Origin of the sequence: Sporofaciens sp. SGI.106 (assembly GCF_050314255.1) — a bacterium.
Classification (GTDB): Bacteria; Bacillota; Clostridia; order Lachnospirales; family Lachnospiraceae; genus Claveliimonas.
The window spans coordinates 207,447-233,934 of record NZ_JBNPMZ010000004.1 but is presented as its reverse complement, the minus strand read 5'-3'; the positions used below and the strand labels follow the sequence as shown (position 1 = coordinate 233,934).

Below are 26,488 nucleotides of genomic sequence, written 5' to 3'. Positions count from 1 at the left end.
GGAGCTGACTGTTACTAATCGGTCGAGGGCATAACCAAGACGGTGATAGGAAGAACGAGATGGATTGAGTAATATTTTATGTGTGCAGTTTTGAAGGTACATGAAAAGCACAAAAGTGCTCCAATTGAAAAGGAATGAGGAAAACAGTATTGGTTTCAATACTGTTTTTTGTTATATTACCATGTTTAGACTACTCTTTTCGTGACAAATTGATAATGGAATGGTATGATAAAAAGTAGTGTTAAAAATAATAAGATAAAAAAGACTGGAAGGAGTAAAATTCCATGAAAGGCATTAGAAAATACTTTGGGGTAATGCTGATGACAGGACTATGTTCTCTGTTTTTACCGGGTGGCAATCTGAAGACCGCACAGGCAGCATCTTTGCCAACCGAGGATGAGATCACAGCTTATAAAGCGGAAGGAACCTGGGAAGAACGTCAGGAATATGTGAAGGCTTTAGGATATGATAGAGTATCTCCACAATTGATACAGGAGGCAGTACGCCGGGAAAGTGGTGTGGATGCCATGAGTAATGTTCCTTCAGATTGGGAAGAGATGCCTACGGAAGGCAATGTTAAGATTTTGGCTGTACAGGTTGAATTTCAGGATTATACTTTTGAAAGCAGTACGATATATCCAGAGGATATCTATTATCAGATGTTCAATGGAGGAGCATTGCCGGAACAAATACAGTATCCGTATGATAGCCTCTCTTCCTACTATAAAAGATCCTCTTATGGTAAATTGAATTTATCTTCAGGACAGGTTTATCGATGCAGACTTTCTAAGAATCGTGCAGAATATGAGGGATATGCTACTGGTGAACAGGAACTGGTAAAAGAAGTCCTGCAGCTTTTGGATGACCAGATTGATTATAGTGATTATGATAGCAACGGTGATGGTTGTGTAGATGGTATCAGTATTAATTTTGCAGGTGAAAACTCTGGATGGGGAAGTACATGGTGGAGCCATAAGTATAGATTGCAGGATCAAGAGTTTTCTCTGGATGGGATGAATTTTAGTGGGTATCTTTATTTGATGACAGATTGTTCAGAAGGAGATTATACATATGGTACGCAGACTTTGATTCACGAGACAGGTCATATGCTGGGGCTTCCGGATTATTATGCTGCACAGGGAAATGACAGTACTGCAATTGCTACTGTAGATATGATGAAAGATAATACAGGAGATCACAATGGTTTTTCCAAATGGCTTCTTGGATGGATTCCGGAAGAAAATATTCAAAGAGTAACTAAGGAAGATGGTGAACAAGTAATTTCCCTGGATCCGATTGCATCTGAGACTTTGAGTAATAAAAAAATGATCGCGGTTGTTGCACCAGAAGACACTTCCCTTTATTCGGAATATTTTGTTGTCCAATATGATGAAAAAATAAACAATAATCAATCAGCCTGGTATGGAGATTCTACAGGATACAGGATTTATCATGTGGATGCAGAGCTTAATTATGAGGGCAGCAATTTTAGGTATGATAATATGTATAGCTCAGAGCCACGATTAATTCGGGCATTGAATAAAAATAATTTTGAAACTGCGACAGTATGGATGTATGAAACGGGAGACAGGCTGGCTCCGGAGACAGATGAGTCTACATGGTTTTATGGAAATACTCCTGCGGCAAACACAGGAATTATATTCGATGATTTTGAAACGGGAGATTCTGCAACATTTAGAGTATCTTTTGAGCAGAGAGAGCCAGATGATGGGAAGCTTGAGTTAACTCTATCAGAGGGAAGCAATGAGCTTGACAATATTGCTTATATAACGATTAATAGTAACAGAAAACTATTTTATACTGAAGAGCAAAGTTCGCCGGGGATTTATCTGGAGGCTAATGGGGAACAGTATCCTTTGAGTATGAATATTCAAAAGGGAAATAAAGATATCGTTTTAACCTATTCAGGTGACGATAAGATTTTGAAACCGAATACAGAATATACTCTTGTGATTCCGGAAAAAACATTTTTGACAGAAGGAAATGTGTATAATAAAGAATGGAGAGGAACGGTAAAAACAGCAGATTTCCCGGCTGCAGAAAAGATTATTGTGAGTGAGAATAATTCATTTGAAAGAAGTGAATTGATTGCATCGGGAGATGGTAGAGCCATGATTGCCAAACACATGTATCAGGAAGATGATGAAAATTATCATTTTGTTATCAGCATGATCGATCAGGCGGGCAATGTGATCGACCAGGAGGTTAAGCTTCCTCGCCCACAGGATGCTTATATTGATTCTATTAATGGAACAGCCTGCTATGATGGAAATATAGTTCTTTCGTTGTGGACGTATTCGCAGCATACGCTTTTATATCGATTGGATAAAGATGGTAACTATTTGTCCGGGCCTGTGGATGTTCCGGTCAAATTACAGATTTTCCCTTCCGGGTCAGGTGTAAAAGGAACAGAGAAAGATTCAGGAGAGCCAGCAGGTGCGCCGGTTGAAACAGGTGACGTGAATGAATCCTGGGAATCCTGGATGTCAGTATACACAATTGATTTTGAAAATGAGACTGCGGTGCGTTCTGTGGAAAGTGGATTTAAAACTTTTATGATTTCCATGGATCAGAATTCTTATATGGTTGCTAAAAGAAATCCTAGTGAGTGGTATTATGAATTTGTGATTTATGATAATAATGATAATAAGATTTCTGATATTCTAAAGTTGCCAGAGGATTATTTATATGGAACGGTATTATCTGCTGTAAAGAATGATAATGGATATCGTATCTTTTATTCATATGATGATGGAAACAAAGTCACATTGAGATCAGCACTTTATAATGAGAATGGCACCCTTATGGATGACAGAGAATGTCTGACAGCTCTTGTTGGAGATAATTTAAGTAAAGATATAAAATGGCAAGTTTGTAAAGGTGAGTGGGGGTATCTGCTGATTTCAGAAAACTATGAACCGGGACGGACCTGTTATTTCCTTGATAAGGAAGCAAATTATCTATCCAGAATGACGTTGAGTGGTTTGATGAATAACGGAGTGGCAGCAGGGAATCGATTTGTATATGCCTGGAACGCATTGATAGATTCGGAAGAAAATATGGTTTGTGTTATAACAGAACCTTTGATAAAAGAACCGGTGGAACCATCAAAACCTGAAGAACCGGCAAAGCCTAAGGAGACATCCGGATCGGTTAAAAATCAGAATAATCATGTTCCCAGGACCGGTGATGAAGCAAATCCAGGATGGTTTCTCCTGATGATTATGCTGTCAGGAGCAATGATTTTTTCGTGTACATTAAAACGAAGACGATAGAAAGGAAATAGTGTTAGGATGAAGAAAAAGAAGAGATATGTCGCGTTATGTGGTTCTCTTGTGCTTTCGGTGATGTTAGCCGGTATGCCGGTACATGGAACGGAAGTTGAAGATATTCAGAACAAGACTGTGGATCTTCAGAATCAGTTACAGGGCATTAATCAGGATCTTCTGAAAATCAGTAATCAGATTGCAGACACAGAAGCAGAAATTGAAGATAGTAACAATGAGATTCTTCGTATTCAGGATTCTCTGGCTATCTCCCGTGTAAATGAGGAGAGGCAATATGAAGCTATGAAGCTGAGAATTAAGTATATGTATGAGAATAATCAGACTTCCTGGCTGGAATATCTCTGCTCGGCAAAAAGTATGGGTGATTTTCTGAACAAACTTGATTTTATCAGAGGAATCAGCACTTATGACAGAAATAAACTGGAAGCTCTGGAGGAAGTCAGAGAGGGAATCGAACAGCAGGAGACAGATTTAAAAGAGCAGCAGTCTTCATTGAAAGAATTACAGGCGCAACTTGGAGAGCAGGAAAGTAATCTGAAGAAAAAGGCAGAGGCCACTTCAACAGATCTCCAGGCATTTCAGGCTCAGATAGCTGCAATAAGGGCAGAAGAAGCCAGAAAAGCGGAAGAAGCCAGAAAAGCAGAAGAAGCCCAAAGGGCGCAAGAGGCAGCAAATTCTGCTAATCAGGGAACATCCGGAAACCAGGGAACTGGGAATCAGGGAACATCCGATAGTGGTAATGGTAGAAGGTATCCATATGTAGAAGGAGCTTTGAATCCGGAAATAGGAGTATTTTATTTTGAAGGACACAGAGAAACTTACTATTCTCAGAGAGTTCTCCCCGGTGGAGGATTGAGAATCCCGGGACGTCACATAGCGTGGGATGGAACCATAAGAGATAGCAGTGATTATATTTGTGTTGCCAGTGTGGATCATCCGTGGGGAACGGTAGTGAATACGTCACTGGGACCGGGCAAAGTTTACGACAGCGGTTGTGCAAGCGGTACAATTGATATTTATACAGACTGGTAAAGAAAGGAAATGATTAGAAATGACAGAATGGAAGAAAGACTACGAAGAATTTGAAAAGGTGACCAGACAGTTTTATAATGGAGAGGTAAGTGTTCCGGAGTATAAGGGATTTTCAGGAGGATTTGGAAGTTATGCTCAGAGAGGTGGTAAGGCTTCTATGCTGAGACTTCGTCTGCCGGGTGGACGACTTTCCAAAGAGAAGCTTGGTTTTATTGCGGAAAGTATAGAAAAGTATCATATTGATAAACTGCATTTCACAACATGTCAGACAATACAGCTTCATAATCTGAATGCAGATGCGGTGTGTGAACTGGCAGTTGCTGCTTTGGATTATGGAATTGTAACCCGCGGAGGCGGTGGTGATTTTCCACGTAATGTGATGGTATCTCCTCTTTCCGGAGTAGAGAAGGGAGAGTATTTTGATGTGACTCCGTATGCAGAAGCTGCAGGAGAGTATCTGATGGGACTTATAAAGACGGTAAAGCTTCCCCGAAAATTAAAAGTATGTTTTTCTAATTCACCGAAAAACCGTACTCATGCGACTTTCCGTGATCTGGGATTTGCGGCAAGAGAGGATGGCACATTTGACGTGTATAGTGCAGGAGGTCTTGGCAATAACCCGAAAATGGGTGTTCTGGTGGCAGAGGAAGTACCGGGAACCAAGATTCTGTACTATATCAAGGCTATGGTAAATATGTTTACCACCTATGGTAATTACGAGAACCGTGCAAAAGCAAGAACCAGATATATGCAGGATGTTCTGGGAGAAAGATATGTGGAAGCATTTGAAGAGAAGCTGCAAGAAGTGATTGACAGCGGAGAAGACCTGGACATTCCTGTTGAAGAGGGTTCAGTATCAAAACAGGGAGATGGAACTTTAATCGAAGACAGACGTGTAGTTGCTCAGAAACAGGAAGGACTATACGCAGTAAAATATCATCCGGTAGGCGGATGCCCGAAGCCGGAGAAGATGGTAGAGTTATATCATGCTATAAAAGATATGGATCAGGTGGAGATTCGTATTGCACCAGAAGAATATATTTATGTTATTAACTGTACAGCGACAGAGGCAGGAAAACTTCTGGAGATTTTGGATGACAGTGCACAGAATCTGTTTGAGTCATCTGTGGCATGTATCGGTGCTTCTATCTGTCAGGTAGGAGTGAGAGATTCACAGAAGCTTCTTAAGACGCTGGTGGATGCTTCAAAAGAATGGGGCTTTGCAGATGGAGTCCTGCCTCAGATTCATATTTCCGGATGCCCGTCTTCCTGTGGAACACATCAGATTGGAAAAATCGGATTCCGCGGTGGAGTGAAAAAGGTAGACGGAAAGGCAGAGCCTGCATTTGTGCTTTGTGTAAATGGAGAAGATGCTGCCGGAAAAGAGCGGTTTGGAGAGCAGGTTGGAACGATTCTGGAGCGGGATATTCCTGAATTTTTGAAAAAAATCGGTCAGGCAGTTTCTGAGGACGGCACTACTTTTGATGTGTGGTATGAGACACATGAACAGAGATTTTTGGAAATTGCAGCACCATTTATTGCATAAATCCGATTGAAATCCTTAAAATGCAGAGGTATAATATAAAAAAATCAATTGGAGGAAATACACATGTTGGATAAAAAAGTAGTGGAACTGTTAAATCAGCAGGTGAATAAAGAATTATATTCTGCATACCTGTATCTCGATTTTTCAAATTATTATTATGATGAAGGTCTGGATGGATTTGGAAACTGGTATAAGATTCAGGCTCAGGAAGAGCGCGATCATGCAATGCTCTTTATTCAGTACTTACAGAACAACGGCGAAAAGGTAGTCCTGGAGGCAATTGATAAACCGGCGGTTGAGATAACAGGCGCAAAATCTGTACTTCAGGAAGGATTGAAACATGAACAGTATGTAACCAGCCTGATTCATAATATTTATGATGCTGCATATTCTGTGAAGGATTTCCGGACGATGCAGTTCCTGGACTGGTTTGTTAAAGAACAGGGTGAAGAAGAGACCAACGCAGATAATCTGGTGAAGAAGTTTGAATTGTTTGGAAATGATCCGAAGAGTCTGTATATGCTGGACAATGAACTCGGAGCAAGGGTATACAGCGCTCCGTCACTGGTATTGTAATCATGAACCGCAAGAAAGAGATATGTTCCTGTTATCATGTGACAAAGGGGGATATCGCAGACGCAGTTGAGAATGGGGCAGAATGCTTCAAGGATGTAAAGAAAGCTACGAAAGTCGGGAAAGCCTGTGGTAAATGTAAAAAGAAGGCAAAAAAATTGACTAAAAAGCTTTTGATGAAAAAATAGTATTGACAAAATGCGGCCACTTATGGTATAAAGAATAAGTGGCCGCGTTTGGTACATATTTTAATATAGGGGATTGGTCAAATGGTATGACAGGAGTCTCCAAAACTCTTAGCGGGAGTTCGATTCTCTCATCCCCTGTCAATAGATACACCGGAAGATTGGTAATACAATACTTCCGGTGTTTTTTTATCCATAATATTTAGTGGTGTCTTCCCCAAAATGCTGAAGTTGTAACTCCAGTTTTGCTAGATCAGCATCGTCCAGTCCATCCAGCAGGGTTTTCATGTTTTCCCGAATCTGAACAGGATTATATGGAATCTCCAGAGCGAAATCACTGTAAGCGCGAATTTTGTGATAATACATGCCGGCTTCTTGTTCTTCACCCGCATTTCGGCACATTTCATACATCATGACACAATCGGTAGCATCTGTATCTGTGCAGGGTTTGCAGATCCATTTACCAAGATAATAGTGTGTTCCGCAAATATTATAGATAAAACCGGGTGAGCTTAGTAATTGTTCTAACATATCAGTTCTCCTTTTAAAATTGATTTAACTATTAGTATAATAGTCTGTTTTGAAGAAGAAATCAAATAAAAATAAAGTCAAATAAAAATAAAATAAGGTATTCCCTTTTCCTACATTATGATGTATTATAATAGAGCAAGGCACAAGATGTTGTGTGACATAAGTAAAAAAGACGATATTTGGTAGGGGTGCAGGGATATGGAGATTGTAGTTAAGAATAAGGTTATAAAGAGAAATGGTGAAGAGGTAGATTTTGATATCAGCAAGATTGTGAATGCGATTACGGCGGCGAATAATGAGGTGGAGAACATTTATAAGATGAATGTGTACCAGATTCAGGCCATCGCAGAAGATATCGCTCATCAGGTGCAGAAGACTACGCATGCGGTGAATGTCGAGGATATTCAGGATATGGTGGAAACCAGTATCATGGGTATGCGTGGATATGAAGTTGCTCAGAAATATGTGCGTTATCGTTATAAGAGAGAACTGGCACGTAAGTCTAATACAACGGATAATGGTATCCTGGCATTGATTGAGCATCTGAACGAAGAGGTTAATCAGGAGAACTCCAATAAGAATCCGGTTATTAATTCTACCCAGAGAGACTATATGGCAGGTGAGGTAAGTAAGGATTTGTCTAAGCGTGTGCTCCTGCCGGAGGAGATCGTACGGGCACATGAGGATGGAATCATTCATTTTCATGATTCGGATTATTTTGCACAGAAGGAACATAACTGTGATCTGATCAATCTGGAGGACATGCTTCAGAATGGAACCGTAATCAGTGAGACATTAATTGAGAAGCCTCACAGCTTTTTTACCGCCTGTAATGTAACGACACAGATTGTTGCTCAGGTTGCAAGTAACCAGTATGGCGGTCAGTCCTTTACACTGGCACATCTGGCACCGTTTGTAGATATCAGCAGAAAGAAAATTAAAAGACTGGTCATCGAGGAACGTAAAGAATGCGGAGAAAGCCTGGATGAAGAGATTATTGCAAAGGTGACGGAAAAACGTCTGCGTGAAGAGGTTAAGAGCGGAATCCAGACGATTCAGTATCAGCTCATTACATTGATGACCTGCAACGGCCAGGCACCATTTGTAACGGTATTCATGTATCTGGATGAGGTTCCGGAGGGGCAGGTAAGAGAAGACCTGGCTATGATTATTGAAGAAGTACTGAAGCAGAGAATGCAGGGCGTGAAAAATGAAAAAGGTGTCTGGATCACACCGGCATTTCCGAAGCTTATCTATGTACTGGATGAGGATAACATCACTGAAGGCTCCCGCTATTGGAATCTGACAGTACTGGCAGCAGAATGCACTGCTAAGAGACTGGTGCCGGATTACATTTCTGCCAAGATTATGAAAGAGCTGAAGAAGGGAGAGGTTTATCCGTGCATGGGATGCCGTTCTTTCCTGACAGTTGAGGACACACAGATGAATCCGGATGGACATCACAAGTTCTACGGAAGATTCAATCAGGGTGTTGTTACCATCAATCTGGTAGATGTGGCGTGCTCTTCTGAGGGAGATATGGATCGTTTCTGGGAGATTCTGGATGAAAGACTGGAGCTCTGCCACCGTGCACTGCGCTGCCGTCATGAGAGACTTCTGGGAACCATCTCTGACGTAGCTCCGATTCTGTGGCAGTACGGAGCACTGGCGCGTCTTAAGAAGGGTGAGAAGATCGATAAACTGCTTTATAATGGATATTCTACGATTTCTCTTGGATATGCAGGCCTTTATGAGATGTGTATGAGGATGCTGGGAAAATCTCACACAGATCCGGAAGCAAGACCGTTTGCAATGGCAGTTATGCAGAGGCTGAATGACAAGTGTAAAGAATGGAGAGAAGCAGAAAACATCAGCTATTCCGTATACGGAACACCGATGGAGTCTACTACCTATAAATTTGCAAAATGTCTTCAGAAAAGATTTGGAATTATTGAAGGTGTAACAGATAAGAACTATATTACCAACAGCTATCATGTACATGTAGCGGAAGAGATTAACGCATTTGACAAGCTGGAGTTTGAATCTGAATTCCAGAAGCTGTCACCGGGAGGTGCGATCAGCTACATCGAAGTACCGGATATGCAGAATAATATCCCGGCAGTTATCTCCGTAATGCAGTTCATTTACGATCATATCATGTATGCTGAATTGAATACAAAGAGTGACTTCTGTGAGGAATGTGGTTATGACGGAGAGATTCTGATCAAGGAAGACGAGTCCGGTAAGCTGATTTGGGAGTGCCCGAACTGTGGCAACAGGGATCAGAACAAGATGGCAGTAGCCAGAAGAACCTGTGGTTATATTGGTACACAGTTCTGGAATCAGGGAAGAACCCAGGAGATTAAAGACAGAGTTCTTCATTTATAAGAGTGGAACTCAGATGTATTAGAAAAGCTCCAAGTATCTCTGATGCTAAGTAGATGAGACGTCCGGCGGTCTGGCCGGTGAAAAGCGCAATTTTTCGAAAGACAATTTGCTCCATAAGATAATAGGGGCTGATATAAAACATGTTAATGGAACCGCACGTATGAAAAATAATATTGATAGAAGTGGCGATTCCGACAAGCATAAGGAAGAGAGCACCTGGAAGAAGGAAATCCTTTGGACAGGTGCTGTTTTTGTGGGTAAATATGAGAAAAAGGCCTAAAAAAATCATAAGGAAATGCCAAAGGTAACTGTGCAGTGTGAGAACTGCCAGATTATAATGCATACCGCTTGGATCAACGAAAGCAAAGACTCCGCCAAGGAGTCCGAAGTCTACGAGAAAATTTGCCAGAGTCAGGCGGGCTTGCCGGTATTTTTCAGGGAGAAGGCAGTAAAGTGGGAGCAAATACATTGGCATGCTGCAAAGCTGGAATGGGAAATACCACCAGTCATAAGAGCAATTATTACTTACATACAGGAGAAACTGCTTTCCAAGCTCTGAAAGAGGAAACAGGATAGCCAATAAAATGAGAAGGCGATTCTGTCCTTTAGAGGAGAGCTTGTGTGCCTGCCAGGCAAGTATGATAGACAGTGTGAGGCCTGTGAGAAATATGTACATTGGAAATCATCTCTTTTCGGAAATAGTTTTTTATTATTTTACCATATGAAGTGGAAAAAGATAGGGTATCATCGCTATTTTTTGGTGATTGAAGGTTGGAAAGAGAGTTACGGTATAGTATAATATCACTTGATTGTTGCAGGAACCAATCTATAAGGAGAAAAACCAGGCGCGGCAATTCTGTCGCGCCTGTTTGTGGATATGTGAGGTGAAAATATGTATTATGGAAATATAAAAAAATATGATATTGCAGATGGACCGGGGGTGAGAGTCAGTCTGTTTGTGTCCGGCTGCCGTCATCACTGTAAGGGCTGTTTCAATTCGGAGACGTGGGATTTCAATTTCGGGCAGCCTTACACGCAGGAAACGGAGCAGGAGATTCTTGAGGCGCTGAAACCTCCGTATATTACTGGATTTACTCTTCTGGGCGGAGAACCCTTTGAACCGGAAAATCAGGTGGTACTGGTAAAGCTACTTCGTAAGATCAGAGAGTTCTACCCCAAACTGAATATCTGGTGTTACAGCGGATACCTCTATGATGTGGATATGATAGAAGGCGGAAGAGCATATACGGATGTGACAAAAGAGATGCTTTCGTATATAGATACGCTGGTGGATGGACCATTTATAGAAGCGGAGAAAGATCTGAGGCTTAAGTTCCGGGGCAGCAGGAATCAGAGAATTATCAATCTACATGAATAGAAGAAAAGACGAGAATAAAGAGACAGAAGGAATGAAAGAAAATGAAGACTAAGAATGCACTGATACTATTTTTAACTGCTTTTATATGGGGAACTGCATTTGTTGCCCAGAGCGTGGGGATGGATTACATGGGACCATTCGGGTTCAATGGAATCAGAAGCGTGATCGGGGGAATTGCACTTCTTCCCTGTATTTTCCTGTTGGATAAGCTTGGATTAAGTTCAAAAGGAACGGGCAGCAGAAAGGATCTGATTACGGGAGGCATTGCCTGTGGTGTTCTTTTATTTGCAGCCAGCAGCCTGCAGCAGATCGGTATTCAGTATACCAGTGCGGGAAAAGCGGGGTTTATTACAGCTTTTTATATTGTTCTGGTGCCGGTATTTGGGATATTTTTAAAAAAGAAAATCGGTTGGAAGGTCTGGGTGGCAGTGGTGATGGCTCTTGCAGGACTTTATTTCCTTTGCATTACGGAATCCTTTAGTATAGGAAAAGGAGATGTATACATCTTTTTCTGTGCGCTTTTGTTTACACTGCACATTCTGACAATTGACTATTTTGCACCAAAGGTTGATGGCGTGAAGATGTCCTGTATTCAGTTTTTTATGGCAGGAATTTTGTCGGTTCCGCCAATGCTGATTTTTGAAAATAATTCTTTTTCCGGTATCATGGCAAGCTGGATACCGCTTTTATATGCAGGTGTGCTTTCCTGTGGAGTTGCTTATACCCTGCAGATTATCGGGCAGAAGAATATGAATTCGGCAGTTGCATCGCTGATTCTGAGTCTGGAGTCATGTATTTCGGTGCTTGCGGGATGGGCAATTCTGGGGGAACAGCTTTCTTCCAGAGAATTGTTTGGATGTGTGTTGATGTTTGGAGCAATTATTCTGGCGCAGATTCCTGATAAAGCACAGGAGAAGGAGCAAAAGTCGTTTTGCGAAAATTTACAGTCATAAAAGAAAGAATGTTAGAAGAGGTATATCTGTATGAAGTTATTAAAACTGGTAATTGTAGATGACGAACCTATTTTGCTGCAGGGTCTGATGGAGACCTATGATTGGAAAGGTATGGGATTTGAAATCGTAGGTACAGCACAGAGTGGAGAACAGGCAATCCGTGTGATTCAGGAAACCAGGCCGCATGTGGTTCTTACGGATATCCGAATGAAGCAGATTACCGGACTCATGGTGATGGAAGAGATTCAGAAGACAGATCTGGATTGTATTTTTATTGTACTCAGTGCTTATCGGGATTTTGAATATGCGCAGCAGGCCTGTGATCTGGGGGCGTACGCGTATTTGCTGAAGCCGATAGAGGATGATAAGCTTTGTGAAACCATGCGTGGAGCTTATGAGACCTGCATAAAACAGATTAAAGAGGAAGAAAAAATAGAGAGCTGGGAAAAACTCTTATTAAAAGATTCTACCAGTTTTCTACAGGTGATCGTGCAGAAATATGTACAGAACCGTATTTCCCAGGAGAAGGCCGAAGAAGTGTTTGACACTTTGGGCAATGTGCTGGAAGAGGGGGATCGTTTTATTTCTGTCTGTGTAGATATTGATTTAGCCTATAAGATTACGAATTCGTTGGATTATGAGGCTTCCAGGTTTGCTGTGATGAAGAGCCTGGAGGAGATGATTGAGGAAAAATATTTTTTCTGGAAGCTGGAGAATGAAACGGGAAATGCTGTATTTATTGTAAAGACGAAAGAAAATACTTCTGTTCATGAACTGAAAGCTATGCTGGAGTATGTGAAAAAAGAAGAGGGCAGACCGGTGGTGGCTTCTATTTCCAAGCCTTATAAGGGAATTGCCGGTATCAAAAGAAGCTATGAGGAGGCCAGCCAGTTATTTGGACTTGCCAGTGCTTCCGGAGCGAGTGCGTTTACCATTCCGGATGATATGGAAGAGAAGATGGGAAGGGCGGAAGCACAGGATGCCGTCATGATGGTGGTAAATGCGGTACGGAAGAATGATGGAGATGAACTAAAGGAAACTTTTGTTTATTTTATTTATAGCCTTCCGAAGGAGGAAGAACAGCAGTTAAGCTACATCCACAGGGTCATGCTGCAGACAGAGTTCATGCTGAAGGATTCTTATGGAATGACGGAAGAATTGAAAAAGAAGTTCCAGAATCTGTATTCAAATCTGATGAATTTAAGTGGAGCAAAGGCGGTTGATGTGGCATATAAAATCCTGCTGGATACCATTGAGGTGCGCAGAAAACTGGCAGAAAAAGACGAAGCCAAGTATTTCAAAGAATATATGTCGGTTGCGGTTGCCTATATAGAGGAACATCTGAATGATGAGAATCTTTCTATTGTGTCGGTGGCCACACATATTTATCTGAATCCGGTGTATTTCGGCAGGGTTTTTAAGAATACATTTCATATGACATTTAAAAAATATCTGCTTCAGCAGAGGATGGAAAAGGCCAAGAGGTTGCTTGAAAATGGGGATGCGAGCATTGGAAATATCTGTGAACAGGTAGGAATCAGTAATCCATCTTATTTTTCCCACTTATTTAAGCAGTACACAGGAAAGCTCCCCAGTGAGTATAAAAAGGAATATGAAATATGATCAAAGAAAAGATGAAATCCGGAATTCAAAGAAAATTTATGACCTACTCGGTAGTGCTGCTGGTTCTTTCTCTTTTTCTGTCCAGTATAGGTGTTTGGGTTTTTATTCAGAAAAATATGTCGGCAGTGATTATTGACAAATATGAGTTTATGAATGAGAAAATGGGGAGAACACTGGACAATCTGTTTCAAAAGACCAATGAGATCACTGCAGAATGTATCGTGTATGAAGATGTACAGAAAAGTCTCATCGAAGATGGTCTGGCAGACGTAGAAAAGAATGCGCTGAGTAAGTATTTTGCCTATATTGATCTGGAGAATGTGGCAGAATACTGTTATGTTGACAATCAGAAAAATGTATATACCCGTTCTTATTCCAAGCGTACATGGGAAGATTTTCAGAACAGTGGTTTTGGAAATCTTCTGGGAAAAGAATATGCGAAGACAAAATGGATATGGACTGAGGATACTTTGTTTGGGACCGGAGGATCAGCCCTGTTTGTTGGACGGTATGTTAGAAGCATGGAGTATGCTCATGAACCGGGCATGCTGTTTTTAAAAATGGATCCGGGATTTCTGGAAAATATCTTTAGCGAAAATACAGATGACGCGGATGAAGCGGTGATGGGGATCATAGATGGCTCCGGAAATGTGTGTGTGTCCTGTATTCCGGAAGGATATTTACTTCCAAAAGAAGATCTGGAATATATTCAGAATCTTTCTAAGAAAAAGGCGGACGGAATGATTGTAACTGGATGCAGGCTGAGAAGTGGGGTGTTATCAGCGTATCGGCAAAAAGAGAGCGGAATGATAATATATACACTTGTTCCCAATCAGGTGTTGACCAGCGGACTTGTTCGTATCTTTGAGATATTGCTTGGTATTTATATTTTCGTTCTGGCAGCAGCAGCGGTTTTCAGTGTTTATTTCTCCAAACGATTTTCCAGACCGATCCAGGAGATCAGCGAGGCAATGACCGGATTTGACGGAAATGATTTCAGTCCAATGAAGGAACTGCATACGAATACAGAGTTGGATCAGATTGGAGATTCCTATAATAAGATGTTGGTTAATATCGAGAATTTGCTGGAAGAAATAAAAATCCAGGAAAAAGAGCTTAGAACCAGTGAGCTGAATATGCTGATCAATCAGATCAATCCGCATTTTCTCTATAATACGCTGGATACCATTTATATGCTTGCACGGATTAATAAAGAAGAAACGACTATGAAAATGATTCAGGCATTGTCGAAATATCTGCGTTTGTCCCTGAGTAAAGGGAAGGACATAGTTACGGTAGAGGATGAACTTGAAAATGTCAAAAGCTATATGGAAATTCAGCAGATTCGAAATACAGAGTTATTCCATTATGAGATAGAATGCGGTGAAGAGCTGAAGAAATTTGAGGTGTTGAAGTTAATATTGCAGCCTCTTGTAGAAAATGCCATTAAGCACGGTTTTTGTGATATTTTTGAAGGCGGTCTGATAAAGATTACGGTGAGAGCGGAGGATGAAACTCTGGTTTATGAGGTATATAACAGCGGAACACCCATGGATAAAGAAGTACTCAGTAAAATAAATGGTCTCATGGAACAGCCACTGGCAAAGATGAAGGAGAGTTTTCCGGATAAGCGGCGCGGATATGGTGTGGTGAATATTATTACCCGGTTGCGCCTGAAATATGAGAATCAGGTACAATTTTATTATGAGACAGATGACATGGGAACCTGTTGCGTCATTAAGATACCTGTGGTGAGTGGTTAGTTTTCAGATAGAAAGAGTTAGTTATGAGAAAGAAAGTAAGAATAGTATCTGCTGTGTTATGTGTGACCTTCCTTGCGGGACTGCTTGGAGGGTGCAGGAATGAGGAACAAAATAAGGGAAAAGGGACAACTGAGGAAATTCGGATTCCGGCCATTTTCACCGTTGATCCGTCTACAGGAAAGAAAAACGAAGAAAAAACTGTGGAGGCATTTAACAGAGAGTATGAGGGAAAATATGTCCTGGATGTAGAGTGGATTATGGAGACAGAGGAGGAATATCGGCAGAATCTGAAACGTCTGAATGTTACGGATGAACTGCCGGCTGTGATTACGGATCTCCGTATGCTACCGTCTTATTACCAAATGATGATTGCGGATGATCGTATTATGGATCTTGCTCCCTACCTTAAGCAGGATCAGGAGTGGATGGATATGATTGAACCTGTGGTTCTGGAGGGATGTACGGAGGAAGACGGGAGTGTGTATCTGAGTCCTTTAAGCACAGCAGCGTTTTCCTGTTCGGGGGTATTCTGGAATGAGGAATTATTTAGAAAGGCAGGAATAACAGATTTTCCCAAAACATGGGAAGAATTCTGGGATTGCTGCGATCGGCTTAAAGATCACGGGATAACACCGCTGGCACTTCACACGGAAGGAACGGGCTGGGCACCGATGCTCCTTGCAACGGCAGAGACGGCAGATACGCAGGCCGGTGCAGAATTTATGAAAGAATGGTATCCGGATACATATTGTAATGAAGTTGGACTTCACATGGCAGAGACGCTGTCACGGCTGTTTCAATATACGACAGAGGATGCACTGCATACAGATTTTGATGTGGCATATACAAATTTCTGTAACAGTACGGCAGCTATGATTCCAAATGGATACTGGATGATAGATCAGATTCCTGAGGAAATGCAGGAAAAAATCAGATTTTCCCCATACCCGGGAAATAAATTAATTTCCTCACCGGAGACTTTTGGATGGTCTGTTGTAACGGGATACAGTGAGGATATTCGTGAGGGTGCGGTGGAGTTTCTGAAATTTCGGACGAAGTTGAATCAGCAGGAGAAGGAAGAACTGTTTGGGAAAAGTCCATGGGAGACGGGAAGGCTGGTACAGGATTATATTGCAGCATATAGTGGTGAGCCTCAGATAGTGCCGAATTATCAGGTGAAATGGAATTCCATCCTGCAGGAAGAAACGTTGGGGGAGTATCTCCCGCTTCTGGTTCAGGGAAAGATATCCCCGGAGGAATTTGTGGAGATGGAAGATGAGAGTATCCGGAGATTTCGGGAGGAACAATAATATTGAATATTAAAAAATAAATCTTTTGAACGGTATCTGACCGGGAGGAAGGTTTATTTTTTTGTATTTCAGGTTTGTTAATTGTTAAAGGTTTCTCATATTTTTCTGTTAGGATAAGGACAGAACAAAGGAAACGAAAGTTTCGAGTAAAATTTTCAGAAAGGCGAGGAATCATTATGAAAAAGAAAAAAGTTTTATCAGTTTTACTGGTTGCAGCAATGTCTGCAAGTCTTTTGGCAGGATGTGGAAGTTCTTCTTCTTCTTCCTCTTCTGACGAGGGATCAGAGAGCAAAGAGGCGAAAGGTTCTGTGTATTATCTGAACTTTAAACCTGAAGCAGATGAACAGTGGCAGAATCTGGCAAAAGCATATACAGAAGAGACAGGCGTGCCTGTAACAGTTCTTACAGCAGCATCCGGAGAGTATGAGAAGACATTAAAATCTGAGATGGCTAAGACAGAAGCTCCTACATTATTCCAGGTAAACGGACCGGTTGGTCTTGCAAGCTGGAAAGATTACTGCTATGATCTGACAGGATCTGATATTGCAGGCGAGCTTACAGATGACAGCTTTGCACTGAAAGACGGAGATGCAATGTCAGGTATCGCATATGTTATTGAGAACTATGGTATTATCTACAATAAAGCACTTCTGGAAAAAGCAGGATATTCTGCAGATGATATTACAAATTTCGACAGCTTCAAGAAGGTAGTAGAGGATATTACAAAGCGTAAAGATGAACTTGGATTCTCTGCATTTACATCAGCTGGTATGGATGGATCTTCTGACTGGAGATTTAAGACACATCTTGCAAACCTTCCGATTTACTATGAGTACAAAGATGAAGGTATTGACAGCACAGATGCAATCAAAGGAACATATCTTGACAACTATCGTGCAATCTGGGATCTGTACATCAACAATGCAACATGTGATCCGGCTCTTCTGTCAACAAAGACAGGTGATGATGCAGTAGCTGATTTCGTAACAGAGGAAGCAGTATTCTATCAGAATGGTACATGGGCATACAACGATGTTGCTGATCTGGGTGATGAGAATCTTGGAATTCTTCCTATCTACATTGGTGTAGAGGGCGAAGAAAATCAGGGTGTCTGCACAGGTACAGAGAACTACTGGTGTGTAAATGCAAAAGCTTCTGAAGAAGATATTCAGGCAACACTTGATTTCATGAACTGGTGTGTAACATCTGATACAGGTGTTGAGGCTATGTGCAAAGACATGGGATTCGTAATTCCGTTCAAATCTAACCTTGAATCTGATAATGTACTTGTTAACGAAGCTAACAAGTATGTTGAAGAAGGCAAGACTCCTGTAACATGGACATTCTCAACTATGCCTTCAGAAGAGTGGAAGAATGGTGTAGGTTCTGCACTTACAGCATATGCAGCAGATCAGACAGATGCTAACTGGGATGCAGTAGTAAAAGCATTCGTTGATGGATGGGCTACAGAAGCTGCAGCAGCAAAATAAAAATATTTATAGTAACACTGTTTAGACAAAAGGAATTGTAAGACATGCGGCGGGCGACAGTTGTGTTCGCCCGTCGTTCTTTCTGAGAGAAGGAGGGCGATTTTTGTGGAAAAAGCCATTAAGCGTTATATGCCGATATTTGTACTCCCGACATTTTGTGCCTTCATCATCGGCTTTATTGTCCCATTTATTATGGGAATCTGGTTGTCGTTCTGTAAATTTACGACTGTTACAGATGCAAAATTTGTAGGATTTTCAAACTATGTAGAAGCATTAAAGGATGCAATGTTCCGTCATTCATTCTGGATGACGGTATTATTTGCAGTGGTATCTCTTCTGGTTATTAATGTGATTGCCTTTTTACTGGCAATGGCACTGACACAGAAAATGCGCGGAACCAATATTTTCCGTACTATTTTCTTCATGCCGAACCTGATCGGTGGTATCGTGCTTGGTTATATCTGGCAGCTGATCTTTAATGGTATTCTGGCAAATTATAATACAGCACTGAACCTGAATCAGTGGTATGGATTCTGGGGATTGATTATTCTGGTAAGCTGGCAGCAGATTGGTTATATGATGATTATCTATATTGCCGGCCTGCAGGCAATTCCTGGAGATGTAATGGAAGCAGCACAGATTGATGGTGCAACAGCATGGCAGAGACTGTGGAAGGTAACAGTTCCGATGATGATGCCATCTATTACAATTTGTATGTTCCTGTCTATCACAAACGGATTCAAGCTCTTTGACCAGAACCTGTCACTGACTGCAGGTGAACCGTCCAAGTTATCCGAGTTGATGGCACTTAATATTTTCAATACCTTCTATGGACGTACCGGTTGGGAAGGTGTTGGACAGGCAAAGGCTGTTATATTCTTCTTCATTGTAGTAGGAATTGGATTGGTACAGCTTCGTGCAACACGTTCAAAGGAGGTGCAGCAGTAAATGAAAAAATGGAAAGACAAATTAAGCTGGGCAGGAACCGGAGTATTTACCATTATTGGTCTGGTTTACATTGCACCTATCCTGATCGTACTTATGAACTCCTTTAAGAAAAAGGTGTTTATTAACAAAGAACCATTTACTCTGCCAACAGCAAAGACATATACTGGCTTTGATAACTATATTGCAGCAATTGATAAATATGAATTACTGAAGGCGGTTGGCTGGACCGTATTTATCACGATTGGTTCTGTATTGGTAATTCTGGTTTGTACATCCATGTGCGCATGGTATATTACACGAGTTAAATCAAAATTTACACAGATGCTGTATCTGCTTTGTGTATTTTCAATGGTAGTACCGTTCCAGATGGTAATGTTTACACTTTCGCTGGTGGCAGACCGTACAAAATTAAACACACCATGGGGAATCATAATTATATACCTGGGATTTGGAGCCGGACTAGCGGTATTCATGTTCTGCGGATTTGTAAAATCAATTCCGTTGGAGATTGAAGAAGCAGCTATGATCGATGGTTGTACCCCGCTTCGTACATTTTTCTCTGTAGTACTTCCAATCATGAAGCCTACATACATTTCCGTAGGTATTCTGGAAACAATGTGGATTTGGAATGACTTCCTGCTTCCATATCTGGTACTGGATCTGAATAAATATAAGACGATTTCTATCGTAATTCAGTATATGAAGGGAAGTTATGGCCGTGTAGATATGGGTGCTATTATGGCAGCTCTGATTCTGGCGGTAATTCCGGTTATTATTTTCTATCTGTCCTGTCAGAAACACATTATCAAGGGTGTTGCTGCCGGTGCAGTAAAAGGTTAATTAATTGGGGACGTAGCAAAATGCATTTTGCTACGTCCCCAATTAACGTTTGTGGTGTCCCTTTTTAACATTTGTGGTGTCCCCAATTGACATTCATGTGCTATAATTCATAATGAAAGCACATGAGACAAACAGGAGGAATAACAAATGAGATTTGTAATACAGCGTGTTACACACGCAGATGTAAAGGTGGATGGTGAGACAATCGGCGAGATCGGCAAAGGATTCATGGTGTTGATTGGTGTCTGTGATTCTGATACAAAAGAAATTGCTGATAAAATGGTGAAAAAAATGCTGGGTCTTCGTATTTTTGAAGATGAGCAGGGCAAGACCAATCTTTCTCTGGATACGGTAGGGGGAAGCCTGCTTCTGATTTCTCAGTTTACTTTATATGCTAACTGCAAGAAGGGAAATCGACCTAGTTTTATAGAGGCTGGTGAGCCTAAGATGGCGGAGGAGATGTATGAGTATATTATCGCTAAGTGTAAGGAGAGTGTGGAGACGGTAGAGAAGGGAAGCTTCGGGGCAGATATGAAGGTGAGTCTTACGAATGATGGACCGTTTACGATTATTCTGGATTCCGATAAACTGTAACTGTTCATAGCCAACACGAAGCGTTTTTGAGATCGGTTTTGAAAAGTCTCGTTGAACATTTACTATACCGTGAGGAATGGATGCTCTTGCGTTTTTTCTTGCAATGATGTATAATTGTATTAAATTAATAATACAAATAAAGAAGGAGGATTCTTTATGATCTTGGTAAACACAGATTATATTACAGGAAAGAAATTTGAGATGATTGGTCTGGTGAGAGGAACGACTATTCAGTCTGTTCATCTGGGAAAGGATATTATGAACAGCTTTAAGACTCTTGTTGGAGGAGAACTGACTTCCTACACCGAGATGATGAATGAGGCCAGAGCGATTGCTACAAAACGTATGGCAGATGATGCGGCAGCGCAGGGAGCGGATGCAGTTATAAATATACGTTATGCATCCAGCGCCGTAACCCAGGGCGCTGCAGAAATCATGGCATATGGAACGGCTGTAAAATTTGTTGACTAAAAGTTGCATTATATAATAGGCTCAGATAATGGTGTGCTAATGAATTCGTGGTGAATTAGTGGGAGGTAGCGGTGTGAATTACGAAGGCCAGATATGTCGTGCACCGATGGAGCGATCATCCTTCATGCTCCCGGTCATGGTGGGATGCTCCTATAATAATTGTAAATTCTGCAATCTGTTCCGGCATCTGAAGTACAGAGTGCTGCCTATAGAACAGGTGGAGGCGGAATTGAAGCGGGTATATGATATTGGTGGGAAACCAGAGAAAATATTTCTGGGTGACGGGAATGCATTTGGGCTTCCTACGGATCATTTGATGGTGATTCTTGATATGATCCATCACTATTTTCCGGAGTGTCAATGCATTAATATGGATGCTACGGTGACGGCTGTTCTTAAGAAGTCGGATGAGGAATTGAAGATTTTATATGAAAATGGTGTCCGTCATCTCTATATCGGTATTGAAAGCGGTTTGGATGATGTGCTTCGTTTTATGCATAAGGATCACAATCTGGCACAGGCATATGAAGCAGTCGGACGTCTCCACAGGGCAGGTCTGATTTATGATGCGCATATTATGACTGGGGTTGCGGGGAAGGACCGCGGTGTGGAAAATGCTCAGGCTATGGCAGATTTCCTCGCACGCACCAGGCCGAGACATGTGGTGAATTTTTCGATGTTCCTGAGCCAGGAGGTTCCGCTGTATCAGGATATTGTTAAGGGGAATTTTAAACCGGCGGATGAACTTGAGAATCTGCGGGAGGAGCATGAACTTCTGACTATTCTGAGCAGGGATTTTTTGGAGCATGAGGGAAAAATGCAATCCTGTTCTTCAGAAGCGCATGAAATGATATATGACGGTTTTCATGATTATATTGAATTCCGTGTTCGGGGAACACTCCCCAAAGATCATGAGAAAATGCTTCGAAAGCTGGAAAAGGCAATTGAAACATATGAAAATACGGACCGTCCACCTCTTTATGCTATCGTAAGAGGGGAATGTCCGCATTTGGAAAAATGTGAAGATCATAGTCCGGTATGGAGCACTTTTTGAGAAGTGCAGCCTCCGATGTATTTGTGTTCACGTTTATTTTTCAGTTGTTTCCCTTCTGCAGAGAATGGGAGTGACGACTTTATGAATCGGTTCCTTAAGTGGAACCGGTTTTCTTTTTTTGCGTTCATTCATCTGTTCTACCAGAAGGCTTACAGCTTCAGAGGCGATTTTATCAATCTGCTGGCCAATGGTGCTGATAGGGATAACTGCTTCCCTGGAAATAGGAGAATCATCAAAACCGACGATCAGATAATCATCAGGCAATTTTCCGTGTTTTCTCATAAGAAGATTCAAAAATACATTGGCATGCGTATCATTGGAAATAAAAAGTCCTTTTTTCTGACCCGGATAAATTTCATCTAATTCGGTTATAATGTCCAGGGCATTTTCCTGCATTTCTTCATAGCTTTTTCCTAGTTCTCTGTATATAATTCGATGATTCAGATGTTTTTCTTCACAGATTTCGAGAAAACCTGTAATACGTCCGTATGCCGGGACATCTGTTGAGGTCGGAGAATTGATGTGAATCAGAATATCACAGTTATGTTTGGCAAGCAGACTTGCAGCCTGGACTCCACCCATATGGTTGTCTGTGTTGACGCTGCATACGTAACGATCTTCCCTTTCGATTGTTACAATGGGAATATTCAGGTCTGCCAGTTCTTTGGATGGAATGGTATGGCTTAGGATAATCAGTCCTTCTATCTTATAGGCGAGAAGTTCTTCAATATACTGCCGCTCTGTTTCTTCGTGTTCGTTTCCTATAAAAACAAGAAATTTGTATCCAAATTTTTCGTAGGTCAGAAGAATCTGGTTCAACATCTCAGAATAGTAGTGATTGTGCAGGTGGGGGATAATAATGCCGATGAATTCTGTTTTTCCGTTTGCCAGAATACGTGCCACTTTATTTTCTTTGTAACCCAGTTCTACCAGAGCTTTTGCGATAATTTCCTGATTTTCCAGAGTGAGAGAATCGGGGTTATTAAAATACCGCGAAATCGTAGTTTTGGAGAAGTTGGTATATTTTGCAATGTCGTTGAAGGTTACGTTTTTTTTCTGTTTCATAAATAGATACATCCCTTTAAAAAAATTACTGTGTATGGTGTTTTTATACGTGTTTATTATAGCAAAAAATTAAAAGCAGAACAATGAGTAATCGGTTAAGTAACCGGTTTTGTAACATGTGCATAATTATTGAAAAAGCAAATCGTATACTATTCACAAACTTCAGATTTGAAGTTGACGTTCTGAAATCTGCGTGTTATTATAAAACCATAAAGTAACCGGTTACTTAACCGGTTACGAAAATAGTAGATATAGTAAGGAAAGGAACAGGAGGAAAGATTCATGAAAAAGAAATCAGTGACAAGTCTTCTTGCCGCAGCACTTTCAGTGACAGTGGCAGTAACAGCATTGACAGGCTGCAGATTTGGATTTGCCAGTGATCCGGATGATCCCAGTGAGGAAGTGAAGGAGGGGCCGATAGATACATCTATTGACACTTTTGAGTATGATTCTTCTTTGGAGGGGACGGAGATTACACTTCTTAACACGAAGGCAGAAATTCAGACAGCGCTGGAAAAGATGGGAAAACAGTTTGAGGAAAAATCAGGAGTCCATGTAGAGGTTATGCCGGTTACAGATGGAGATTCTCCTTATACGAAGATGATCAGTCTGTATAACGCAGGGGATCCGCCGACGCTGGCTATTCTGGATACTACGGACGTAAAGGCACTGGCAGAAGAAAAGGCAGTTGATTTGTCCGGGGAGAAATGGACAGCAGAGGCAGAGGAATATCTGACGAGAATTAATGGTAAAGTGTACAGTTTTCCACTTTGTATTGAAGGCCGGGGCATGATCTACAATAAGAAGGTAATTGAGGAAGCACTTGGTGAGGAATTTGATCCGGAAACGATAACTACACTGAGCGAATTTGAAGCACTTCTTAAAAAACTGTCAGAGTCGGGAATAGAAAAACCGGTTTCGGTGGCAAAAGAGGACTGGTCACTGGGGGCACATCATTTACAGTATATCTATGAGACGTATGACGGAACTTCTGACGGAGCGGCAGAAGTGATTGAAAAAATAGAAGGCGGCAAATTGGAAATTGAGTCATACGACAGAATGAGCCAGCTTCTGGATATGTTTGATGTACTGAAAAAGTATAATGTGGCAAAGGCGGATCCGCTGGGAGCAGACTATGATGAGATGGCAATTGACCTTGCAGATGGCAAAACAGCCTTTTGGTTCAACGGAAACTGGGCATGGCCGAATCTTTCGGAAGCGGGTGCAGAGAATGAGGACGAATATGGGTTTCTGCCGTATTTTATGAATGATGACGAAGAGGATTTTGTGAATTGGCAGATACAGGCATCACCTTCCAAGCAGGTTATGATGGATGATCAGGTGGCAACTGATAACGAACAGGCTGCGGCAAAGGAATTCCTGAATTGGATTGTATACAGCGAAGTCGGACAGCAGATGCTGGTAAAGACATGTAATGTGATTCCTCCATTTACAAATAATCCGTATGAGCCGTCCGATCCGCTTAGCAGAGATATTTATGAGAAGGTGCATGAAGGAAAGGTGTTTAATGCAGCAGCAATCGTGCCGAATGACCACTGGTCTGTTCTTGGTGCCGCTATGCAGAAATATCTTGCTGACAGAAGTGACAGAGAGGAACTGATGGAATCTGTTCAGGAATACTGGGATGAGCAGGAATAGAGAAAGAGGGACAAAATTATGAAATCAAAAAACAGTGGAAAAGATTTTTGCGGGTTTGCATTGCCGGGAATGTTCTGTTTCTTTGCAGTTGTAGTAATACCGTTTATCTATGGTATTTATCTGACACTGACCGATTGGAATGGTGTGACAAAGGATAAGAATTTTATCGGACTTAAGAATTTTGCAGGTGTTATGCATGATAAACAGTTCTGGGTATCCCTTGGATTAACATTTAAGTATGTAATCGTAGTCGTGATTCTGGTAAATGTGATTGCATTTGCAATTGCATATCTGTTGACCAGAGGAATCAAGGGACAGAATTTCTTCAGAGCAGGATTCTTCACACCGAACCTTATCGGAGGTATCGTACTTGGATATATCTGGCAGTTCGTATTCTCCAGAGTATTCGTAAATATCGGAGAGTCTACCGGATGGAGTCTTTTTGAGGCTTCCTGGTTATCAGGACCGGAGAAAGCATTTGCGGCTATGGTACTGGTATCTGTGTGGCAGTTATCCGGGTATATGATCCTTATCTATGTGGCCGGATTTATGGGATTGAGTGAAGATGTTATGGAAGCTGCAAGTATTGATGGGGCATCCGGATGGGTAAAACTGAAAAATATCGTAATGCCGCTGATGATGTCATCTGTGACCATCTGTCTTTTCCTTACATTGTCTCGTGCATTTATGGTATACGATGTAAACCTTTCCCTGACGGCAGGAGGTCCTTACGGATCCACGGAAATGGCAGCAATGCATGTGTATGAGAAGGCATTTACATCCAGACAATTTGGTGTGGGTCAGGCGGAAGCACTTATCTTATTTATCGTTGTTGCATGTATTAGTGGTCTTCAGGTATATCTGACAAAGAAACAGGAGGTGGAAGCATAATGAAACAGACGACAATTGGCGGAAATAAAAGAAAAGCAGCAAATATGCTTGCAATGGCGGGACTGGTGATCGTATTTATCGCATACATGTTTCCGTTTCTGATGGTAGTCATCAACTCTTTGAAACAGAAAAGAGATATCATTAAAAGCCCGTTTTCATGGTTATTTACGATCAAGGGCCTGTCTTTTGACAACTTTGTAAAAGCATTTACTCAGATGGATTTTCTGAATGCATTTAAGAATTCTCTGATTGTAACCGTTTCTGCAACTGTGCTGGTAACATTACTTGCAGCAATGCTTGCTTACTACATTGTAAGACATAATAATAAAATATCTAAAATTACATTTGCACTGATGGTAGCATCCATGATTATCCCGTTCCAGGCAATCATGATCCCTCTGGTAAGTATTTACGGAGGTATGCTGAATGTGCTGAATCACAGACTGACACTGATTTTTATGCATACTGGCTTTTCCATGGCTATGTCTGTGTTCATGTTCCACGGATTTATAAAAGGAAATGTTCCAATCGCGCTGGAAGAGGCGGCATATATTGATGGATGTACACATTCACAGACATTTTTCAGAATTGTGCTGCCATTGTTAAAACCGATTATTTCAACGATGGTAATTCTGAATTCACTGGCATTCTGGAATGACTTCCTGTTGCCGTCACTGGTACTGACAGATAAGAAGCTTCTGACATTGCCGCTTTCTACTTATAGTTTTTACGGTACATATTCTGCAGATTATGGTACGATCATGGCCGGACTTTTACTGTGCGTAATACCAATACTGATTCTGTATGTTGTGCTTCAGAAACAGATTATCGGCGGTGTTGTTGCAGGTGCGGTAAAATAAAGATCATAAGGAGGGGATTCCAACCC

General features: G+C 41.4%; 23 protein-coding genes and 1 tRNA gene. 22 read left to right on the top strand and 2 right to left on the bottom strand.

The window, feature by feature from the left end:
- The first annotated feature begins 284 nt into the window (after positions 1-284).
- The 6 genes from ACQRCC_RS05265 to ACQRCC_RS05240 all read left to right on the top strand — a co-directional run bounded on the left by ACQRCC_RS05265 (position 285) and on the right by ACQRCC_RS05240 (position 6,785).
- A complete protein-coding gene (locus ACQRCC_RS05265; RefSeq protein WP_427849757.1) occupies positions 285-3,296 on the top strand; it encodes a M6 family metalloprotease domain-containing protein in 3,012 nt (1,003 codons plus the stop codon).
- 18 nt (positions 3,297-3,314) lie between these two features.
- Positions 3,315-4,340, top strand: coding sequence for a coiled-coil domain-containing protein (locus tag ACQRCC_RS05260; RefSeq protein WP_427849756.1), 1,026 nt, complete (start codon positions 3,315-3,317; stop codon positions 4,338-4,340).
- 19 nt (positions 4,341-4,359) lie between these two features.
- Positions 4,360-5,886, top strand: a complete 1,527-nt coding sequence (locus tag ACQRCC_RS05255; RefSeq protein ID WP_427849755.1) for a nitrite/sulfite reductase — start codon at positions 4,360-4,362, stop codon at positions 5,884-5,886.
- Between the two features lie 63 nt (positions 5,887-5,949).
- Positions 5,950-6,462 carry a ferritin gene (locus ACQRCC_RS05250; RefSeq protein ID WP_427849754.1) on the top strand — a complete coding sequence of 171 codons (513 nt, stop codon included), beginning with the start codon at positions 5,950-5,952 and terminating at the stop codon, positions 6,460-6,462.
- Between the two features lie 2 nt (positions 6,463-6,464).
- Positions 6,465-6,647: a (2Fe-2S)-binding protein gene (locus tag ACQRCC_RS05245; protein WP_427849753.1), complete on the top strand. Its 183-nt coding sequence runs from the start codon at positions 6,465-6,467 to the stop codon at positions 6,645-6,647.
- 67 nt (positions 6,648-6,714) lie between these two features.
- Positions 6,715-6,785 (top strand) — tRNA-Trp (locus ACQRCC_RS05240).
- Positions 6,786-6,833: 48 nt separating this feature from the next.
- On the opposite strand, the gene ACQRCC_RS05235 is transcribed toward ACQRCC_RS05240, so the two are convergent.
- Complete coding sequence (locus ACQRCC_RS05235; RefSeq protein ID WP_427849752.1) at positions 6,834-7,175, bottom strand: hypothetical protein; 342 nt, start codon at positions 7,173-7,175, stop codon at positions 6,834-6,836.
- Positions 7,176-7,373: 198 nt separating this feature from the next.
- On the opposite strand from ACQRCC_RS05235, the gene nrdD reads away from it, so the two are divergent.
- The 13 genes from nrdD (at position 7,374) to ACQRCC_RS05170 (ending at position 21,987) form a co-directional block, all read left to right on the top strand.
- Positions 7,374-9,563, top strand: a complete 2,190-nt coding sequence (gene nrdD / locus ACQRCC_RS05230) for an anaerobic ribonucleoside-triphosphate reductase (protein WP_427849751.1) — start codon at positions 7,374-7,376, stop codon at positions 9,561-9,563.
- Between the two features lie 402 nt (positions 9,564-9,965).
- Complete coding sequence (locus ACQRCC_RS05225) at positions 9,966-10,139, top strand: hypothetical protein (RefSeq protein ID WP_427849750.1); 174 nt, start codon at positions 9,966-9,968, stop codon at positions 10,137-10,139.
- 316 nt (positions 10,140-10,455) lie between these two features.
- Complete coding sequence (gene nrdG / locus ACQRCC_RS05220; RefSeq protein WP_427849749.1) at positions 10,456-10,941, top strand: anaerobic ribonucleoside-triphosphate reductase activating protein; 486 nt, start codon at positions 10,456-10,458, stop codon at positions 10,939-10,941.
- Positions 10,942-10,982: 41 nt separating this feature from the next.
- The gene (locus tag ACQRCC_RS05215) at positions 10,983-11,894 is read left to right on the top strand and encodes a DMT family transporter (RefSeq protein ID WP_427849748.1); all 912 of its coding nucleotides are present in this window, start codon (positions 10,983-10,985) and stop codon (positions 11,892-11,894) included.
- 30 nt (positions 11,895-11,924) lie between these two features.
- Complete coding sequence (locus tag ACQRCC_RS05210; protein WP_427849747.1) at positions 11,925-13,517, top strand: response regulator; 1,593 nt, start codon at positions 11,925-11,927, stop codon at positions 13,515-13,517.
- Positions 13,514-15,280 carry a sensor histidine kinase gene (locus tag ACQRCC_RS05205; protein ID WP_427849746.1) on the top strand — a complete coding sequence of 589 codons (1,767 nt, stop codon included), beginning with the start codon at positions 13,514-13,516 and terminating at the stop codon, positions 15,278-15,280. The genes ACQRCC_RS05210 and ACQRCC_RS05205 overlap by 4 nt, the downstream gene beginning before the upstream one ends.
- Positions 15,281-15,303: 23 nt before the next feature.
- Positions 15,304-16,590, top strand: a complete 1,287-nt coding sequence (locus ACQRCC_RS05200; RefSeq protein WP_427849745.1) for an ABC transporter substrate-binding protein — start codon at positions 15,304-15,306, stop codon at positions 16,588-16,590.
- Between the two features lie 176 nt (positions 16,591-16,766).
- Positions 16,767-18,080, top strand: a complete 1,314-nt coding sequence (locus tag ACQRCC_RS05195; RefSeq protein ID WP_427849744.1) for an ABC transporter substrate-binding protein — start codon at positions 16,767-16,769, stop codon at positions 18,078-18,080.
- A 105-nt stretch (positions 18,081-18,185) separates the two neighbouring features.
- Positions 18,186-19,028 carry a carbohydrate ABC transporter permease gene (locus ACQRCC_RS05190; protein WP_427849743.1) on the top strand — a complete coding sequence of 281 codons (843 nt, stop codon included), beginning with the start codon at positions 18,186-18,188 and terminating at the stop codon, positions 19,026-19,028.
- Positions 19,029-19,868 (top strand): carbohydrate ABC transporter permease, encoded by an 840-nt coding sequence (locus ACQRCC_RS05185; protein ID WP_427849742.1) that lies wholly within the window; start codon positions 19,029-19,031, stop codon positions 19,866-19,868.
- 147 nt (positions 19,869-20,015) lie between these two features.
- Entirely contained in the window at positions 20,016-20,462 is a 447-nt protein-coding gene (gene dtd, locus ACQRCC_RS05180) for a D-aminoacyl-tRNA deacylase (RefSeq protein ID WP_427849741.1), read from the top strand.
- A gap of 156 nt (positions 20,463-20,618) precedes the next feature.
- Positions 20,619-20,933 carry a YbjQ family protein gene (locus ACQRCC_RS05175; protein WP_427849740.1) on the top strand — a complete coding sequence of 105 codons (315 nt, stop codon included), beginning with the start codon at positions 20,619-20,621 and terminating at the stop codon, positions 20,931-20,933.
- Between the two features lie 73 nt (positions 20,934-21,006).
- Positions 21,007-21,987, top strand: coding sequence for a radical SAM protein (locus ACQRCC_RS05170; protein WP_427849739.1), 981 nt, complete (start codon positions 21,007-21,009; stop codon positions 21,985-21,987).
- Positions 21,988-22,020: 33 nt separating this feature from the next.
- Here the strand turns inward: ACQRCC_RS05170 and ACQRCC_RS05165 are convergent, their stop codons facing one another.
- Complete coding sequence (locus tag ACQRCC_RS05165) at positions 22,021-23,052, bottom strand: LacI family DNA-binding transcriptional regulator (protein ID WP_427849738.1); 1,032 nt, start codon at positions 23,050-23,052, stop codon at positions 22,021-22,023.
- A 282-nt stretch (positions 23,053-23,334) separates the two neighbouring features.
- On the opposite strand from ACQRCC_RS05165, the gene ACQRCC_RS05160 reads away from it, so the two are divergent.
- Genes ACQRCC_RS05160 through ACQRCC_RS05150 form a run of 3 tightly spaced genes read left to right on the top strand, consistent with a single transcriptional unit; the run spans position 23,335 to position 26,462 of the window.
- Positions 23,335-24,711 carry an ABC transporter substrate-binding protein gene (locus ACQRCC_RS05160; RefSeq protein WP_427849737.1) on the top strand — a complete coding sequence of 459 codons (1,377 nt, stop codon included), beginning with the start codon at positions 23,335-23,337 and terminating at the stop codon, positions 24,709-24,711.
- 18 nt (positions 24,712-24,729) lie between these two features.
- Entirely contained in the window at positions 24,730-25,602 is an 873-nt protein-coding gene (locus ACQRCC_RS05155; RefSeq protein WP_427849736.1) for a carbohydrate ABC transporter permease, read from the top strand.
- Positions 25,602-26,462, top strand: coding sequence for a carbohydrate ABC transporter permease (locus ACQRCC_RS05150; RefSeq protein WP_427849735.1), 861 nt, complete (start codon positions 25,602-25,604; stop codon positions 26,460-26,462). Before ACQRCC_RS05155 ends, ACQRCC_RS05150 begins: the two co-directional genes overlap by 1 nt.
- Positions 26,463-26,488: the final 26 nt, after the last annotated feature.

Coding starts and splice junctions, on each gene's coding strand:
- ACQRCC_RS05265 (WP_427849757.1), top strand. CDS start 285: ATGAAAGGCATTAGAAAATACTTTGGGGTAATGCTGATGACAGGACTA.
- ACQRCC_RS05260 (WP_427849756.1), top strand. CDS start 3,315: ATGAAGAAAAAGAAGAGATATGTCGCGTTATGTGGTTCTCTTGTGCTT.
- ACQRCC_RS05255 (WP_427849755.1), top strand. CDS start 4,360: ATGACAGAATGGAAGAAAGACTACGAAGAATTTGAAAAGGTGACCAGA.
- ACQRCC_RS05250 (WP_427849754.1), top strand. CDS start 5,950: ATGTTGGATAAAAAAGTAGTGGAACTGTTAAATCAGCAGGTGAATAAA.
- ACQRCC_RS05245 (WP_427849753.1), top strand. CDS start 6,465: ATGAACCGCAAGAAAGAGATATGTTCCTGTTATCATGTGACAAAGGGG.
- ACQRCC_RS05235 (WP_427849752.1), bottom strand. CDS start 7,175: ATGTTAGAACAATTACTAAGCTCACCCGGTTTTATCTATAATATTTGC.
- nrdD (WP_427849751.1), top strand. CDS start 7,374: ATGGAGATTGTAGTTAAGAATAAGGTTATAAAGAGAAATGGTGAAGAG.
- nrdG (WP_427849749.1), top strand. CDS start 10,456: ATGTATTATGGAAATATAAAAAAATATGATATTGCAGATGGACCGGGG.
- ACQRCC_RS05215 (WP_427849748.1), top strand. CDS start 10,983: ATGAAGACTAAGAATGCACTGATACTATTTTTAACTGCTTTTATATGG.
- ACQRCC_RS05210 (WP_427849747.1), top strand. CDS start 11,925: ATGAAGTTATTAAAACTGGTAATTGTAGATGACGAACCTATTTTGCTG.
- ACQRCC_RS05205 (WP_427849746.1), top strand. CDS start 13,514: ATGATCAAAGAAAAGATGAAATCCGGAATTCAAAGAAAATTTATGACC.
- ACQRCC_RS05200 (WP_427849745.1), top strand. CDS start 15,304: ATGAGAAAGAAAGTAAGAATAGTATCTGCTGTGTTATGTGTGACCTTC.
- ACQRCC_RS05195 (WP_427849744.1), top strand. CDS start 16,767: ATGAAAAAGAAAAAAGTTTTATCAGTTTTACTGGTTGCAGCAATGTCT.
- ACQRCC_RS05185 (WP_427849742.1), top strand. CDS start 19,029: ATGAAAAAATGGAAAGACAAATTAAGCTGGGCAGGAACCGGAGTATTT.
- dtd (WP_427849741.1), top strand. CDS start 20,016: ATGAGATTTGTAATACAGCGTGTTACACACGCAGATGTAAAGGTGGAT.
- ACQRCC_RS05175 (WP_427849740.1), top strand. CDS start 20,619: ATGATCTTGGTAAACACAGATTATATTACAGGAAAGAAATTTGAGATG.
- ACQRCC_RS05165 (WP_427849738.1), bottom strand. CDS start 23,052: ATGAAACAGAAAAAAAACGTAACCTTCAACGACATTGCAAAATATACC.
- ACQRCC_RS05160 (WP_427849737.1), top strand. CDS start 23,335: ATGAAAAAGAAATCAGTGACAAGTCTTCTTGCCGCAGCACTTTCAGTG.
- ACQRCC_RS05155 (WP_427849736.1), top strand. CDS start 24,730: ATGAAATCAAAAAACAGTGGAAAAGATTTTTGCGGGTTTGCATTGCCG.
- ACQRCC_RS05150 (WP_427849735.1), top strand. CDS start 25,602: ATGAAACAGACGACAATTGGCGGAAATAAAAGAAAAGCAGCAAATATG.